The following is a 15,203-nucleotide window of genomic DNA, read 5'->3' as shown; positions in this document are numbered from 1 at the left end:
GCGGGTCGTCGTCGTGGCCCGCCCCGTTCCGAAGCCATAGAAAGTTTTTCTTTGGTCGGTTGGGTCCGGTCCTCTATGTCGAACGCATTCGACCGGATCAAATACGGCCTCTCGCAGATCGCCGAGAACGGCCGGAGTTTGAACTGGTGGCGGGGGACGCTGATGCGGCGGGGAAACGGGGCGATTCAGACGAAACTGTATCCGGGCAGGCGCGGAATCGACGTGGTCGACGCGGATTGGGACACGCTCGTCGTCCTTGACGCGTGCCGGGCCGACCTCTTCGAGGAGTTCGTCGACCTCGACCAGTTCGACGACTACCGCGCGGAGACCAGTCGAGCGAGTGCGACTCCCGAGTGGCTCCCGGTCTCGTTCCCCGACGAGTACGGCGACATCGTCTACGTCTCGGGCAACCCGCAGGTCTCGAAGAAGGTGCCGGACAAGTGGCACAAGCTCCTCGAAGTGTGGCAGGACGCCTACGACGACGACGTGGAGGCGATTCTCCCCGGACCCATCATCGACGCCGCGATTCGAGCGCGCGAAGAGTACCCTGACAAGCGGCTCATCGTTCACCTGATGCAACCGCACGTCCCGTTCGTCGGCCGCCCGGACCTCCACTTCTGTACCTACCAGTTGTTCGAGGACCTGGACATGGACGGCGACGACCGCGCCGGAAACGTCTTCGAGGCCGCGGCCAAGGGCATCGTCGACGAAGAAGAGATGTGGCAGGCGTACGGCGAGAACCTGACCTACGCGATGGACGAGGTCCAACGGCTCATCGACGCGTTCGACGAGCGCATTGTCCTCACGTCCGACCACGGCAACGTGGTCGAAGCGAAGTCGTGGCCGCTGCCGTTCACCTACCACCAACACCTGCCGTACCACCGCCACCCCGGCCTCGTGACGGTCCCGTGGGCGGTCCTCGACGGCGAGCGGCCGACTATCACCGACGACGGCGTCGAGTCCAGCAGCCGCGCCACCTCCGCGGAGGTCACGGAGCGACTGGAGAATCTCGGCTACAAGTAGTCAGCCGGGGTTCCGATTCGAATTCGTTCGGCAGTCTCACCCGAGCACGTCGGAGACGCTCTCGATGCTCGTGAGGTCCGTCTCGAAGAACTGTCTGTTCTCTGCCACCTTCTCCTCCGACCAGTTCCACCACGCCGTGTCGAGCAGTTCCTCTCGGATGTGTTCGTCGAACCGCCACTTCTTTCGTTCGGCGGGGACGCCCGCGACAACCGCGTAGGGCTCTACGTCGCTCGTCACGACGGCCCCCGCGCCGACGATTGCGCCGTGGCCGATAGAGACTCCCGAGAGGACGGTCGCGTTCGAACCGATCCACACGTCACTTCCGACGTCGATGTCTCCTTTCGAGGTCCACGCCAACTCGTCGCCGGTGACCTGTCGGTACAGTTTCAATTGCAGCGTCGGATTCGCGGTCGTGTGGTTCTGCGACCGGAACTCCGCGCCGGGGGCAACGGCACAGTACCGTCCGATATCGACGGTCCCTCTGAGTGTGTTCCGACCGTTGAGATTCGTCCCCCGTCCGAGACCTACCGTCCCGTTGAGTACGCAGTCGGGACCGACGTGCACGTCGTCACCGAGTGAAATATCTCCTCGCATCGAACAGCCGGATTCGATGCCGACGTTCCGCCCCCGTGAGAAGTTCGTCTCCGCGGGCGACTTGTCGATGAGCGTCGTGGCGATCTCGGGGTAACCAAGCCGCGAAACCACGGATTCGACAGTCGTCTTTATGCTCCGCATTGTACGGAGTCTCCGCGTGGTACTATATTACCCTTGCCCTTCAGTTATCAACATTGATAGGAAAGGGCGATGAGCACGCGACTGCGATGACGACCGGACAGTTGATTTTTAACCTCGTGTGGGGCACTCTGAGTATGTCCAGTTCCCCTCGCTACTCCATCGCGGTCTGTAACTACAACATGGCCGAGACCATCGAGGAGTCGCTTCGGAGCATGGTTGAGCAGGTCGACGAGGAACTGTACGAGGTCGTCGTCGTCGACGGCGGTTCGACCGACGGTAGCCGCGGTATCCTCCGCGAGCTGGAGGCCGAATTCGACAACTTGCGGGCGGTTCTTGACCGGTCGGACGAGTGCGACTGGCTCGGCGGGGACCGAAACATCTCCTTCGAGGAGTCCCGCGGCGAGTACGTCCTCGAATCGCTCGACACGGACGACTACTACCACGAGGGGGTCATCGAGGACTTCGTCGAGATATTCCACGCGCTGGAGGCGCAGGTCGACCGTCCCTTCTTCCTCAGCGGGCGCGGGATGAACATCGCCCCCCGCGGACTCCTGCTCGACGTGCCGTACTACGACGTGGGCGGCGCAGAGGACCGCGACCACTGGCGACGGCTGTACGCCCGCGACGCGCTCATCTGGCTGGACCACGGTCACGTCTCGGACTCGCTGGGCTACGACTTCGACCTGCGCGGCGAAATCAGCCGCGACATCCACGGGAAGATAACCGACTTCCAGTCGGGCGTCTCCTTCTGGAGCGCGATTCGGTGGACGCTCCACCACGAACACCACTACATCTTCGAGCGACCGCGGAGCCTCCCCCGCGAGGTCCTAAAGCGCCTCTACGACCTCGCGACGTTCCCGTACGCCTACCTGAAATCGCTCCCGCTCGAACGACACGAGGCCCCGGCGGAGTTCCGGCGGAAGGGCGCGCTCGAAGCGCGCATCGCAGCGACGCGGATGACGCTCCCCGAGATGGAAGCCCACTACGGCTTCGAGGTCGACTGCGACGAGTTCAGCGAGGCGGGCAGGAAGGCGTTCTGCGAGTACGCCGACACGTGACCGACGCTGGAACGTCTCGCGCCGACCGGTGGGATACTCGGTGCCTGATTATCAAACTGTATTTCTGTGGAGAAACGTTCAAAACCCCCTGAAGGGAGTGTCTCCTATGGGGCTTGGCGATTGGGCATCTAACGCACGGTGGTACTATCAGAATCTGAACCTCGGGACCGCGGCGAAAGTCAGCGCCGCGGAGCTACTGGGAGGCGCGGTTCGGCGGGCGTATTCGCACGCTCCACGACTTGGGAGACCGATATACGAGCGGGACTGGGACGCGCTGATTATTTTGGACACGTGCCGTCCCGACGCCCTCGAAGCGGTCGCATCGGAGTACGACTTCCTCCCCAACGGTCGCGTCCCGACCGCCACCTCGCTCGGGTCGAACTCCCGCGAGTTCATGCGGTACAACTTCACCGAGGAGTATCGCGAGGAGATGGACCAGACGGCGTTCGTCACGTTCAACCCGAACTCTGACGCCATGCTCGACCCCAACGACTGGTTGCTGTTGGACGAGGTGTGGCGGGACGCCTGGGAGGCCGACATCGGGAGCGTCCGGCCGCGGACGGTGACGAACCGCTCGATAGCGGCTCACCGCGAACTCGATCCAGAGCGAACGATTATCCAGTACCAACAGCCGCACACGCCGTACCCGCACTTCGAGAAGCACGACTGCGGGGCGCTCGCCATCGAGGACGACGCGAACGACCGGTCCGGGATATTCGGCGCGATTCTCGACGGAAAGATAACTCGCGAGGAGGCGTGGGAGGGCTACCTAGACAACCTACGCTGGGCGCTCGACGACCTCGAACTCCTCCTCTCGAACCTCGATGCGGAGCGGGTGATACTCACGTCGGACCACGGCGAGTGTTTCGGCGAGTGGGGACTGTACGGCCACCACAGATCGACTCCAGTCCCGGAACTCATTCGCGTTCCGTGGGTCGTCACCGAGGCGACTGACGAGGGAACTCACGAGCCGCCCGCCGCATCCACCGACCCCGACGATGTCGGTCTCGACAGCAAGCTCTCCTCGCTCGGCTACCTGTAGCGTCCCGTCGTAGCGGGACGACACCACGCTATCGCCGCTGACGACGTCTCCTCGCGGTCAATCCATATATCCGAGCTCTTCGAGTCGCTTCTGTACGTCCTCGCTCACGTCGTCGGCCTCCGGGACGCCCTCGGTCGTCTCGCGCAGCAGGTGCGGCGGAATCTCCGACCGGAACGAGGCACAGCGGTCGGGGTGGTCGGCCGCGACGTTCTCGCGCTCTTTGGGGTCGGCACGGAGGTCGTACAGTTCGTCTTCCTCGCCGTCGACCGCGATGTACTTCCAGCCGTCCTCGCGGACGCCGACGACGGGGCCGGCGTCGCTGAACGATCCGGTCGAGACGACCCGCCGGGGACCGCCCTCGAAGAGGTCGGTTCCGCGGAACGCGCTCGGCGGTTCGACGCCGTGGTTTCGCGCTACCGTGGGCGCGAGGTCGAGGAGTTCGCGCTGGTCGTCGACGACCCCGCCGTCGCCGCGGTCGGACTTCACCACGAGCGGGACGTGCGTCAGTTCGTCGTAGGGGCGGTTCCGGTGGTAGTAGTTCCCGTGGTCGGCGAACTCCTCGCCGTGGTCGGCGGTGAGGATGATATCCGTCTCGTCGTAGCGGCCGAGCGACTGCAACCCGTCGAGGAAGCGGTCGATGTGGTCGGACGTGTACCGGATATCCGAGTCGTAGAGGTCGACGATTCGCCGACGCTCCGCTTCGGTCACGTCTTCGGGGTGGATTCCCGCCTTGGACATGAGACGGCGAATCTCCGACTCGTCGGCGGGCTCGGCGTACGCCGGGTCCTCGAGGTCGATGCCGTAGGGGCGGTGTGGGTCCATGTAGTGGACCCACAGGAAGAAATCGCCGTCGACGCCGTCGAGCCACTCCAGGGCCCGGTCGGTCGTCTTCTCGGCGTTCTCGTACACCGTCTGCTCCATGATGAGCGACGCCGGGAAGACGGCCTCCTGAATCCGTTCGGCGAGGGGACGTATCCCGAGCGACTCGACCGTCGGACGGACGAGGTCCATCGTCCGCCGAAACAGCCTGTGGGCCGCCGACGGCGACCCCGAGTCCTCGGAGTCCATGATGCCGAAGTCGTCGAAGTGGTCGAAGTCGGCCGGGCGGGGGACGCGGCTCGCGAAATAGGTGTTCGAATGGATGCCGGCGGTCGATACCTCGTCGGGGAGCGGAGAGGCGATGTTTGGCCCGTCGCGGGCGTGTTCGTCCCCGCGGTACCGGGAGGTGAGAAGCGACGGCACCGAGATTCCCGTGTTGGTACCGTTGGCGAAGGCGGCGGTGAACAGCGTCGAGTCGTCGTCGAGCAGGCGGTCGAGGACCGGAAGCGTGTCCCGCTGGTAGCCGTACTGGCCGACGTGGCCGGCCCGGAGCGCGTCGACGGTGATCAACACGGTGTTCATTGCTTCGGTGGTGTGGCAGGTGCGTTCAAATATCTGTTGCTCAGCGGTCGGCACACTCGAAGGTGCTATAACCTCCGGCGAAGAATCGCCGACAACCCGAAATGAGAAACGTCGTCCTCATCTGTCTCGACACCGTCCGGAAGGACTACTTCGACCGGTTCGCCGAGCGGTTGCGCGAGCGGGCCGACGCCTCTTTCGACCAGTGTCGGGCTGCGAGTGGCTGGAGCGTTCCGAGCCACGCGAGCATGATGACCGGGAAACTACCGCACCAACACGGGATTCACGTGTACAACCGGGATTTCTCAGGGCTCCGTCGGGAAGACACGTTTCTCGCTGACCTCCCGGACCACCGGGCGTTCGGGTCGAGCGCGAACGTCTACGCCAGCGACGCGTTCGGCTTCGACCTGCTTTTCGACGACTTCACCAGCGTCTCGCCCGACCGGCGGTTCCCCGACGGCATCGACGCCGAAAAGTTCGGACAGGAGTGTGAGGAGACGGGGCTCGCCCGCTACCTCGCCTTCCTGAAAGCCTCGCTCGCCAGCGACCATCCGGTCCAGAGCCTCGCCAACGGCGCGCTCGTCGAGTTCGACCGACAGTTCGCCGAGCTCCCCGTGCCGAAGCCGCTCGACGACGGGGCGAACATCGTCTCGCGCGAGGCGGTGAAGCTCGTCCGCGAACACGGCGACGCGGACCCGTTTTTCATGTTCACGAACTTCATGGACGCCCACGGTCCGCTCACCCACGTCCGCGGCTACGACTCAGACCTCCACGACGCGCCGTACTCGTGGACGACGGGCGAGTACAGCACCCACGAGGTCAACGTCTCCGGCGAACTCGAAGAGAACTGGGAGCACATCGAACACACCCGCGGGCTCTACGGCGCGGCCATCGACTACCTCGACCGCAAGGTGTGTTCGTTCATCGACCGCGTGCAGGACGAGACGGACCGAGAGACGACGTTCGTCATCACCGCCGACCACGGCGAGAACCTCGCGTTCGAGGCCGACGGCGGCCTCCTCGCCCACAAGGGCGTCCTCACGGAGGGGCTGCTCCACGTCCCGCTTCTCGTCGTCAACGCGCCCGAGGGATACGACGACAGCGAGACCGGCTACTTCTCGCACGTCGACCTCGGTCGCTTGCTCGTCGGACTCGCGCGCGGGGAGACGCCCGACGTGTTCGAAGCGCGCATCGCCGCCGAGCGAATCGGCTCCAACATGGCCGCCGACGCGTCCGAGGCGGAGCGCCGCGAGTGGGACCGCATGATCCGCGTCGTCTACGACGGGGCCGACAAGTACGAGTGGGATTCCAACGGGACTCGGCTTCGCCACCGACTCGACCCGGACCGACCGAACTGGCAGGAACTCGCGGCGGAGGACGTCGATATCGGCGACCTCGACGAGGCGTTCTTCGACGCTCCGCTCGACGAGTACAAGCGCGAGGCCGTCACCGCGAGCACCGACCACGACGTGGACCAGACGACGAAGTCGCGCCTGAGCGACCTCGGCTACATCTGAACAGCTGACGCGCCGGTCGGCGACCGTTTCCTCCCGATTTCGGGCGGTTTCGGCGTGATTTCGGTCCCGAAGAACCTTTCTATGGCCGCCGCATCACCCACCTGTACCGACGTATGAGAAATGTCGTCCTTATCTGTCTCGATACTGTCCGAAAGGACTTCTTCGATTCCTTCTCCTCGCGGCTCCAGGAGCGGGCGGACATCATCTACGACCAGTGCCGAACCGCCAGCACCTGGAGCGCCCCGAGCCACGCGAGCATGTTCACGGGGACGCTCCCCCACGAACACGGCGTCCACGCCTACCACCGCGACTTCTCGGGTATCGGTCGCGACGACACGTTTCTCGCCGAGCTTCCGGACCACCGCGCGCTCGGCGTGAGCGCCAACGTCTGGGCCGGGTCGTCGTTCGGGTTCGACGGCTTCTTCGACGAGTTCTCCAACATCTCTCCCGACCGACGTTTCCCCGAGGGCATCGACGTGGCCCGGTTCGGCCAGTCCTGCGAGAAGACCGGCCTCGGGAAACAACTCGAGTTCCTCAGGCGCGCGCTCGAACACGAACAGCCGGTTCAGAGCCTCCTCAACGGCGCGGCCGTCCAAGTTGACAACATGCTGGCGACCGCGCCGGTGCCGAAGCCGATGGACGACGGCGCGAAGACGCTCATCGGGCAGGCAAACCGCCTCGTCGGCGCGTCCGACGAGCCGTTTTTCCTCTTTACGAACTTCATGGACGCCCACGGTCCCCTGCGGCACATCCTCGGCTACGACGGGAGTCTCCACGACGCGCCGAACTCGTGGAGCTCCGAGCGCCTCGACTGGTCGCGAATCGTCGCCGAGGGCGACGAGACCGAGATGACGCGCTACCGCGACCTCTACGGCGCGGCCATCGACTACCTCGACCGCAAAGTGTGTTCGTTCATCGACGAGGTGCGGGCGGCGACAGACGAGGAGACGACGTTCGTCGTCACCTCCGACCACGGCGACAACCTCGCGTTCGAGGCCGACGGCGGCCTGTGGGGTCACACCGAAAGCAGCCTCAACGAAGCGCTGACGCACGTCCCACTCGTGGTCGTGAACGCGCCCGGTGAGGGCACCGACGTCGTCGACGGCTACGTTTCGCACCTTCGGCTCGGCGACCTCCTCGTCGGCCTCGCCCGCGGGGAGCGCCCCGACGTGACCGACGCGCGGATTCCCGTCGAGCGAATCGGTCACAGCGGCAAACAGCACAAGCTCGCCGAACAGGCGCGGGACACGAACCGGATGCTCCGCGCCGTCTACGACGGCGACCGCAAGTTCGTCTGGGCGGACGACGGGAGTCGAGAGACCTACCGTCTCGACGCCGACCGCCCGTGCTGGCAGGCCGAGACCGACGAACCGTTCGACGCCGAGTCGCTCGACGACTCGTTCTTCGAGATGCCCGTCGCCGACTACGCGGAGCGCGCTCGGTCCGCCGAAGACGAACTCGGCGTCGACGGCGCGACGGCGGACCGACTCCGCGAACTCGGCTATCTCTGACCCAGCCGTGACTGACCACTCCCTCGCACGCCGGTCGTTCAGCCTCCCATGAAAAAGACAGACAGCCTCTCCATCGGCCGCGAGGCGTTCCTCTCCCTGTTCTCGAAAGTCCTCACCGCCGGTACCGGCTTCGCCGGCGTCGTCATCTTCGCGAACCTCCTCGGCGACGTCGGCTGGGGAAAGTACCGGACCGTCCTCGCCGCCGCATTCGTCCTCACGCAGGTTCCGAGCGGTATCGGCGCGGCGGTCAAAAAGCGGGTGAGCGAGGTCGGCGTCGAGCCCGGCTCCTTTTTCGGGACGGCGCTCCTCGCGCACCTCGCGTTCTCGCTCGTCGTCGCCGGTGCGTACGTACTCCTCGAGCCCTACGCCGTCGACTACTTCGGAACCCGCGAACTGGCCGTCGGCGTGGTGCTCGTGGTGGTGTCGCTCGGACTGTTCAACATCGCGAACAAGCTCTACGCCGGCACGGGTCACCCGGCGGTCTCCTCGTGGGTCGACGGCATCCGGAGCCTCCTGACCATCGCGCTCCAGCTGCTCTTTTACTGGCTCGGCTTCGAGGCGTTCGGGCTCGTTCTCGGCCTGGCCATCGCGACGGTCGGAACGGCCGTCCTCGCCGCAGTCCTCTCGCGCGTTCTCCCCGCGCGCCCGACGAAACGGGTCGCAGAGCGAATCTACGACTTCGCCCGGTGGAGCGTCCCGACCTCGATGCTGTCGAATTTCTACTCCAGCGCCGACGTGCTCATCATCCAGGCGTTCGTCGGCCCGGCCTCGGTCGCGTACTACTCCGTCTCGATTCAGCTCGCCCAGCCCGGGGCGATGTTCGCGACGACCATCGGAAACGTGCTGAACGTCAAGTCGAGCGGCGTCGACTCCGTCGGCGGCGACGTGCGGTTCGACCTGATAAACTCCATCTCCTACGCGGGGCTCATCGCGATTCCGGTCTTCTTCGGCGCGGCCGCGATGCCGAAGGAGTTGGTGACGACGCTGTTCGGCAGCGATTTCGCCAACACGCCGGTGCTCGTGGTCGTCGGGATGACCCTGTTCCAGATCGGCAATGCCTACCGCCACCCCTTCGAGGCCGTCTTACAGGGCACCGACCGCCCGGAGCTCGTCTTCCGGGTGAACAGCTTCATCGTCCTCCTGCACCTTCCGGCCGCGGTCGCGCTCGGGAGCGTCTACGGGCTCGTCGGCGTCGTCGCCAGCACGGTCGCCGCGGAGGTCGTTCGACACGCCGTCTTCCAGTACGTCGCCCACCGCGAGTTCGGCGGCGTCGTGTTCACGCGTCCGATGCTCGAACAGACAGTCGCCGGCGCGGTCATGTTTGCCCTCGTCTGGTCGGTCCTCGAATACGCCGTCTCGATTACCGGGTGGGTCTCGCTGCTGCTCGTCGTCGGGTTCGGTGCCGTCGCCTACTTCGCGGCGCTCCTCGGACTGAGCAGCCACTTCCGCGAGACGGTCAGAAACACGGTCCCCGGGCTCTCGGGCGAGTAAGCGAGCGACGCCGGCGTCGGGGGCCGCCGCATCAACCCAGTCCGACCCGACCCGACCCGGTTCGGTTCTCAGTGCGCCGCGTTCCAGCCGCCGCGACAGACCGTGTCGTAGACCGCGGTCGTCCGCTCGACCACGGACTCCCACGTCGGAAGCGGTTCCGCCGGCGCGTCGAGGTCGACCGCGCGCTCGATGCCCGAAACGAGGGCCGCGGGGTCGACGCCGACGCAGTCGTCGCGGTCCGCCCAGTCGACGAGCGCTCCCGCGTTGCGGACGACGCACGGGGTGCCCGCGGCGAGCGCCTCGGCGACCGTCATCCCGTAGGCCTCGAACTCCGACATCGTCACGAACGCCGCCGCGCCGGCGTACAGCCCCGGCAGGTCCTCGTCGGCGACGAAACCGAGGAAGTGAACGCGGTCTTCGACGCCGACCTCGCGGGCGAGTCGCTTCAGCTCCGACCCGTAGTCGCCGGAGCCGGCGACCGCGAGGTCGTAGTCGAGGCCGGGGAGGGCTCGAATCACGTGCTGAACGCCTTTGTACTCCGCTAACCGACCGACAGAAAGCAGGTAGTCGCGGTCCGCCCACTCGGGGTCGGGCGACGCCTCGGCGAACCGCGACACGTCGAGACCGTTCGGAATCACCGTCGCCTCGACGCCGAAGTCGGCTTCGAGCTGCCGGCGCTCCCAGTCGCTGACGGCGATGCGGGCGTCGGCGCGGCGGAGCGCCCACCCGCCCGGGACTCGGTAGACGGACAGCAGTTTGTCTCGCAGGTCGGAGGCGCTCCCGCCGTGGTAGTGCGGGGTGGCGACAAACGGCGTCTCCGCGCCGGTGCCGAGCGCCGCGAACAGGAGTGGAAGCGAGTGGTAGTTGTGTGCGTGGACGAGGTCGGCGCCGCGGGCGAGGCGGCGCACGGTCGCCAGTATCTCCGGGGCGACGTGGAACGCGCCGCCGGGGGCGACGCCGGGGTGTCGAATCACGCGGACGCCGTCTCGGTACTCCGCCGAGCGGGTGAGTCCCTCGGCGTCGGCGGTCAGGACCGTCACGTCGTGTCCCACCGCTGCGAGCCGGGTCGCGAGCTCGGCGACGTGTGCCTCGACGCCGCCGGTGTGCGGAGGATACCGCGTCGTGACGTAGAGGACGTTCATTCGAAGTACTCCCTCGACTCGCGGTCGAGTTCCCACGTGCCGTCGCCCTCGTCGCGGAGGAGTTCGACCGCGGCGACGAGCAGCGACACCTGCGAGTCGAAGACGGCGTACAGCGGCTGGAGCGGACCGAGGCGTTCGGACTGCCCCGCCCACGCGAAGGCGGCGACGGCACCCGGCACGGCGAGGCCGAGCGGCCCCGCGAGGAGGACGCCGGCGGCGGTCGCCAGCGCGACGGTCGCCGCGAGCAGCCACGGCGAGACGACCATGAACCACCAGTTGAACGGGAGGACGACGGTCCCGTAGAACCCGTAGCGGCCGAGCATGTCTCGGTTCTGGACGAGGAGTTTGAGCAGGCCCATCGCCCGGCGGTCCTTGCGCTGTCGGCGCTTCGAGAACTCGGAGACGCCGGACTCGGTGAACGCCATCGCGGGGTCCATCACGACGCGCTTGCCGGCCCGGCGGATGCGGAGCGCGAGTTCGGTGTCGTCGGCGAGGGAGTTGTCGGAGATCGGGACGAAGTCCTCGGCGCGGAACGCGAAGCAGGGGCCGTGGAAGATGAACGTCGAGTCGAGGTGGGATTCGAGGCCCTGAATCTTCGTGAGGATGCCGCGGTAGTCCGATTCGACCTCGCTGTCGCCGAGGACTTCGGACTGTTGGCCCGTCACCGCGCCGATAGTCGGGTCCGAGAGGTTCGCCGCCGCCTGCCGGAGCACGTCCGGGGCGAGCTTCGAGTCGGCGTCGGTTCGGAAGAGCAGTTCGTTGCTCGCCGCCGCGAACGCCTCGTTGAGGGCGGGTGCGACCCCCCGACGCTCGTCGTCGTGGAGGAGCGTCAGTTCGGGGGCGTCGCGTCCGGCGAAGAAGTCGCGGACGACAGCGGGCGTGTCGTCGTCGCTCGCGTCGGCGACGACCACCTCGACCTTCTCCATCGGGTAGTCGAGCGCGAGGATGTCTTCGAGCTTCGCCTCGATGATGCTCGCCTCGTTGTAGGTCGGGAGGACGATGCTCACGGTCGGCTCGTCAGGGGACTTCCGGGCGGGCGACCCCGAAGTGTCGACGACCCGGAGCAACGCGAGGTAGACGAGGTAGGGGACCCCCGTCAGAGAGAGGAGTCCGAACGTCGCGGCGAGGAGGCGACGGAGGCGTGCGCGCATGAAATGTGGTTTTCCCACCAAGAATAAAAGTGCTGTAGGTTGCTCTCGCCCCGCGGATTCGCGGGGACACATCCAGAAGTCCTTTTATACTGTCCGCTGGATGTCCCGCTGATGGACTACGCGGACGTTTGCGTCCTCGTCCCGACCTACAACGAGGCGGAGACTATCGCCGAGGTCGTCGCCAGCTACCGAGACGAGGGGTTCCACAACGTCCTCGTCATCGACGGCGACTCCACGGACGGGACGCGGGAACTCGCCGAGGAGGCCGGCGCGCACGTCGTCGTACAGCGCGGGAGCGGGAAGGGACAGGCGGTCAGGGAGGCGGTCGAAGAGCACATCGAGGCGACGTACGTCCTGATGCTCGACGGCGACGGCACCTACGAGGCGGGCGACGCGGCGAAGATGCTCGACCCGCTCACCGAGGGGTACGACCACGTCATCGGCGACCGCTTCGCCGACATGCGACCCGGCGCGATGACGCGGCTCAACAAGGTCGGAAACCGCATCATCAACCGAGCGTTCGCGTTCATCCACGGCCAGGACTTCCGCGACATCCTCAGCGGCTACCGGGCGTTCACCCGCGAGTCGTTCCTCGATATGACGCTCACCTCCGACGGCTTCGGCATCGAGACGGAGATGGCCGTCGAGTGTGCGAAACGCGGCATCGAGACGACGGTCGTCCCCACGACCTACTATCCTCGACCGAACGGGTCGGACACGAACCTCAACCCGGTCCGCGACGGTGGTATCATCTTCCTCGAACTGTACCGCCGCGCCAAGACCAACAACCCGCTTTTCTACTTCGGCAGCGTCGGGCTCACGTCGACCGCGACGGGGGTCGGCCTCGCCGGCTACGTCGCCTACGAGTGGTTCATCCGCTCTATCTCCCACGAGGTCATCGCCGTCGTCTCCGCGGCGGGCATCCTCTTCGGCGTGCAACTACTGATGTTCGGCGTGCTCTCGGACCTCATCCTCTCGTTACACCGCGAGCAGATGAAACGAATCGAAGAACTGGAGTGAGCGTCGGCGTCGGCTCGCGCCGGGGCGTCGGAACCGGGTGAATCGACCGAGACCGCCTTCAGAACGGGACGAGCGAACGGAGCCGCCCCATCAGACTCTTCGACGCCTTGGCGCGGAACTCCTCGAACACGGGGTGGAGCGTCTCCAAGAGGTCGCGGCGGGAGTCGAACCGGTCTTTCGGCGCGGCGGCGAGGGCGTCGCTTATCGCGACCGTGTTGCCCGCGGCGTCTATCGGCACGGCGACGTCGTCGAGCGCCCGCGCAATCGCTCTCGCGTCTGCCGGGTAGTCGATGTCTGCGGCGTCGACGTCGGCGGCGAGCGCGGCAATACCGAATTCGATTGAGTCCGGCTCTGACGTATCGTTTTGGGGCGGTCTCGCGGCCATCGAACGTGTATAGGATGTCCCGCATGGAAAAACCCCCGACCTTCGGTGATACTGCCAGTGAGCGCCGAAAAACCGCGACGGACGTTTGGTTCGCGACCCACCGTTGGGGTTAACCCCGCCCGGCGCGACGTTCGAGCCATGACGGAGTACACGACGGTCTCCATCCCGAAGGAGTTGGCCGCTCGCGTCGACGACACGCTCGAAGGAACCACGTTCTCGAGCACGAGCGACCTCGTCCGGTTCCTCCTTCGCAGCATCGTCATCCAACACGAGCGCTCCGGCGGCGACCTCTCTGAGTCGGAGTTTCAGGAGATAGCGGAACAGCTGACCGACCTCGGCTATCTGCGGTAGTCTGCCGAGGCGAGCGGCCGCCACCCGCGGGGCGGCAGCGCCGGCCGGCCGAACGGGGTCGGCTCAGTCGAGTTCTTCCTGCGGCGGTTCGGCGTCGTGCACGACGAGTTTCAACTTCCGCCCGGCGCGGTCGAAGGCGGCCAGCGTCCGCCGCTCCCACGGGGGAACGGCGAGGAGCACCACGGCCGCGAGGTCGTCGCGCTCCGTGAGTTCGAACGGTCCCTGCGGGTGGGTGAGAAAGCGGGCGCGGCCGCGGCCGGCCGGCGTCCCGAGGTCCATCCCGAAGACGGCGCTCACGGACTGGCCGGCCTCGGCCATGTAGAAGTGGGTGAGCACCGGCGTCTCCGGGTCGAGGCCGAGGTCGTCGTCGAATTCGCCGGCGGCCGTCGGCGCGAGAACGAGGTTCACCGACGTCGGCTCGGCCTCCTCGGCCATATCGAGCAGCACGTCGACGAGCCCTCGCGTGACGTGGACTCGCTGTCGCTCCGACTCGTCGACCGCTCCATCGGTCGCGCGGTCAGGCTCAGTCTCGGTTCCGGGCGTGCTCTCGTTGCCGACGGCGGTTGTGTCGTCTGACATCAGTTCGAGAGCATCGAGGTGAACGCCTGGAAGTAGGCGCTCGGGAGGTTTCGTCGGGCGTTGCCGAGTGCGGTCCGGAGTTTGTCGCCCGCGTTCACGGGCACGCCCGCGCCGTGGCCGACGAGCAGTCGCTCGGGGTCGTACCGGGAGAGCACGCGCCGCGGCGGGAACGGCCGGAGCATCGGATGGACGCCGAGGTGCTCGCCGCGGGCGCAGAAGTAGCCGACCGTGCCGAGCGTCTCGGGGACGACGAGCAGGTCGTACTCGTCGTGATAGAAGCCGACCTCCTGCCACGGCGGGACGGAGCGGTCGACGAGACGGAACGCCTCGAAGCCGGAGTCGGCGAGGTCGGCCCCGAAGCGTTCGACGGTCGCGTCGAGTTCGTCGGCGACGCCGGTCATCCACGAGGCGACGTAGACCGGCACTTCGTGGCGGTTGGCGATGGCCGCCGAGTCGCGTTTGTGTCGGTCGAGTCCGACTACGACGCCGGCCACGTCGCCGAACTCGGCGAACAGGTCGTCGACGCCGGGGGCATCGACGGGGTCGAACAGCCACACGTCGCCGTCGACTTCGACGGCGTGACTGGCCCGCTGCATCGTCTCGTCGGGGTACGCGAGCCATCCGACGCCGTGGTCCCATCGGTCGATTTCGCGGAGGTCGGAAGTGCCGCGACCTTTCATCGGCATGCCAGTATCGTGGGGCGCGCGGCGCATAAGGACTCTCCCCGCGGCCGATGCGCCCGGTTCCGGTCGGGTCGTTCCGTTCGTCGGGACCGCGGAGACCGCGAAGCGGGCCGCCCG

At 66.6% G+C, this 15,203-nt stretch carries 15 protein-coding genes; 8 read left to right on the top strand and 7 right to left on the bottom strand.

The window, feature by feature from the left end:
* The first annotated feature begins 75 nt into the window (after positions 1-75).
* Positions 76-1,023 carry an alkaline phosphatase family protein gene (locus ABY42_RS07420; RefSeq protein ID WP_050459079.1) on the top strand — a complete coding sequence of 316 codons (948 nt, stop codon included), beginning with the start codon at positions 76-78 and terminating at the stop codon, positions 1,021-1,023.
* 36 nt (positions 1,024-1,059) lie between these two features.
* Here the strand turns inward: ABY42_RS07420 and ABY42_RS07415 are convergent, their stop codons facing one another.
* The gene (locus ABY42_RS07415) at positions 1,060-1,758 is read right to left on the bottom strand and encodes a CatB-related O-acetyltransferase (protein ID WP_050459078.1); all 699 of its coding nucleotides are present in this window, start codon (positions 1,756-1,758) and stop codon (positions 1,060-1,062) included.
* 134 nt (positions 1,759-1,892) lie between these two features.
* Between ABY42_RS07415 and ABY42_RS07410 the strand changes: the two genes are divergently transcribed.
* Both ABY42_RS07410 and ABY42_RS07405 read left to right on the top strand, forming a co-directional pair.
* Positions 1,893-2,816 carry a glycosyltransferase family 2 protein gene (locus ABY42_RS07410; RefSeq protein ID WP_082220644.1) on the top strand — a complete coding sequence of 308 codons (924 nt, stop codon included), beginning with the start codon at positions 1,893-1,895 and terminating at the stop codon, positions 2,814-2,816.
* Between the two features lie 106 nt (positions 2,817-2,922).
* Positions 2,923-3,858, top strand: a complete 936-nt coding sequence (locus ABY42_RS07405; RefSeq protein ID WP_231608303.1) for an alkaline phosphatase family protein — start codon at positions 2,923-2,925, stop codon at positions 3,856-3,858.
* 57 nt (positions 3,859-3,915) lie between these two features.
* On the opposite strand, the gene ABY42_RS07400 is transcribed toward ABY42_RS07405, so the two are convergent.
* A complete protein-coding gene (locus ABY42_RS07400) occupies positions 3,916-5,259 on the bottom strand; it encodes a sulfatase (RefSeq protein ID WP_050459077.1) in 1,344 nt (447 codons plus the stop codon).
* A 101-nt stretch (positions 5,260-5,360) separates the two neighbouring features.
* On the opposite strand from ABY42_RS07400, the gene ABY42_RS07395 reads away from it, so the two are divergent.
* From ABY42_RS07395 to ABY42_RS07385, 3 genes are all read left to right on the top strand, one after another.
* Complete coding sequence (locus ABY42_RS07395; protein WP_004976955.1) at positions 5,361-6,773, top strand: sulfatase-like hydrolase/transferase; 1,413 nt, start codon at positions 5,361-5,363, stop codon at positions 6,771-6,773.
* 113 nt (positions 6,774-6,886) lie between these two features.
* Complete coding sequence (locus ABY42_RS07390; RefSeq protein ID WP_004976958.1) at positions 6,887-8,284, top strand: sulfatase-like hydrolase/transferase; 1,398 nt, start codon at positions 6,887-6,889, stop codon at positions 8,282-8,284.
* A 48-nt stretch (positions 8,285-8,332) separates the two neighbouring features.
* Positions 8,333-9,775 (top strand): lipopolysaccharide biosynthesis protein, encoded by a 1,443-nt coding sequence (locus ABY42_RS07385; protein WP_004976960.1) that lies wholly within the window; start codon positions 8,333-8,335, stop codon positions 9,773-9,775.
* 68 nt (positions 9,776-9,843) lie between these two features.
* Here the strand turns inward: ABY42_RS07385 and ABY42_RS07380 are convergent, their stop codons facing one another.
* Both ABY42_RS07380 and ABY42_RS07375 read right to left on the bottom strand, forming a co-directional pair.
* Positions 9,844-10,917, bottom strand: coding sequence for a glycosyltransferase family 4 protein (locus tag ABY42_RS07380; RefSeq protein ID WP_050459076.1), 1,074 nt, complete (start codon positions 10,915-10,917; stop codon positions 9,844-9,846).
* Positions 10,914-12,068: a glycosyltransferase gene (locus tag ABY42_RS07375; protein ID WP_050459075.1), complete on the bottom strand. Its 1,155-nt coding sequence runs from the start codon at positions 12,066-12,068 to the stop codon at positions 10,914-10,916. Before ABY42_RS07375 ends, ABY42_RS07380 begins: the two co-directional genes overlap by 4 nt.
* Positions 12,069-12,179: 111 nt before the next feature.
* On the opposite strand from ABY42_RS07375, the gene aglJ reads away from it, so the two are divergent.
* A complete protein-coding gene (gene aglJ / locus ABY42_RS07370) occupies positions 12,180-13,088 on the top strand; it encodes an S-layer glycoprotein N-glycosyltransferase AglJ (protein WP_050459074.1) in 909 nt (302 codons plus the stop codon).
* Positions 13,089-13,146: 58 nt separating this feature from the next.
* Here the strand turns inward: aglJ and ABY42_RS07365 are convergent, their stop codons facing one another.
* Positions 13,147-13,473, bottom strand: coding sequence for a hypothetical protein (locus tag ABY42_RS07365; protein WP_004976971.1), 327 nt, complete (start codon positions 13,471-13,473; stop codon positions 13,147-13,149).
* A gap of 138 nt (positions 13,474-13,611) precedes the next feature.
* On the opposite strand from ABY42_RS07365, the gene ABY42_RS07360 reads away from it, so the two are divergent.
* Positions 13,612-13,824, top strand: coding sequence for a ribbon-helix-helix domain-containing protein (locus ABY42_RS07360; protein WP_004976972.1), 213 nt, complete (start codon positions 13,612-13,614; stop codon positions 13,822-13,824).
* Positions 13,825-13,887: 63 nt separating this feature from the next.
* Here the strand turns inward: ABY42_RS07360 and ABY42_RS07355 are convergent, their stop codons facing one another.
* Positions 13,888-14,403: a hypothetical protein gene (locus ABY42_RS07355; protein WP_050459073.1), complete on the bottom strand. Its 516-nt coding sequence runs from the start codon at positions 14,401-14,403 to the stop codon at positions 13,888-13,890.
* A complete protein-coding gene (locus ABY42_RS07350) occupies positions 14,403-15,089 on the bottom strand; it encodes a hypothetical protein (RefSeq protein ID WP_050459072.1) in 687 nt (228 codons plus the stop codon). The genes ABY42_RS07355 and ABY42_RS07350 overlap by 1 nt, the downstream gene beginning before the upstream one ends.
* Positions 15,090-15,203 lie beyond the last annotated feature (114 nt).

Origin of the sequence: Haloferax gibbonsii, from assembly GCF_001190965.1 — an archaeon.
Classification (GTDB): Archaea; Halobacteriota; Halobacteria; order Halobacteriales; family Haloferacaceae; genus Haloferax; species Haloferax gibbonsii.
The sequence above is the reverse complement of the archived record's forward strand: the minus strand, read 5'-3'. Positions and strand labels throughout refer to the sequence as shown.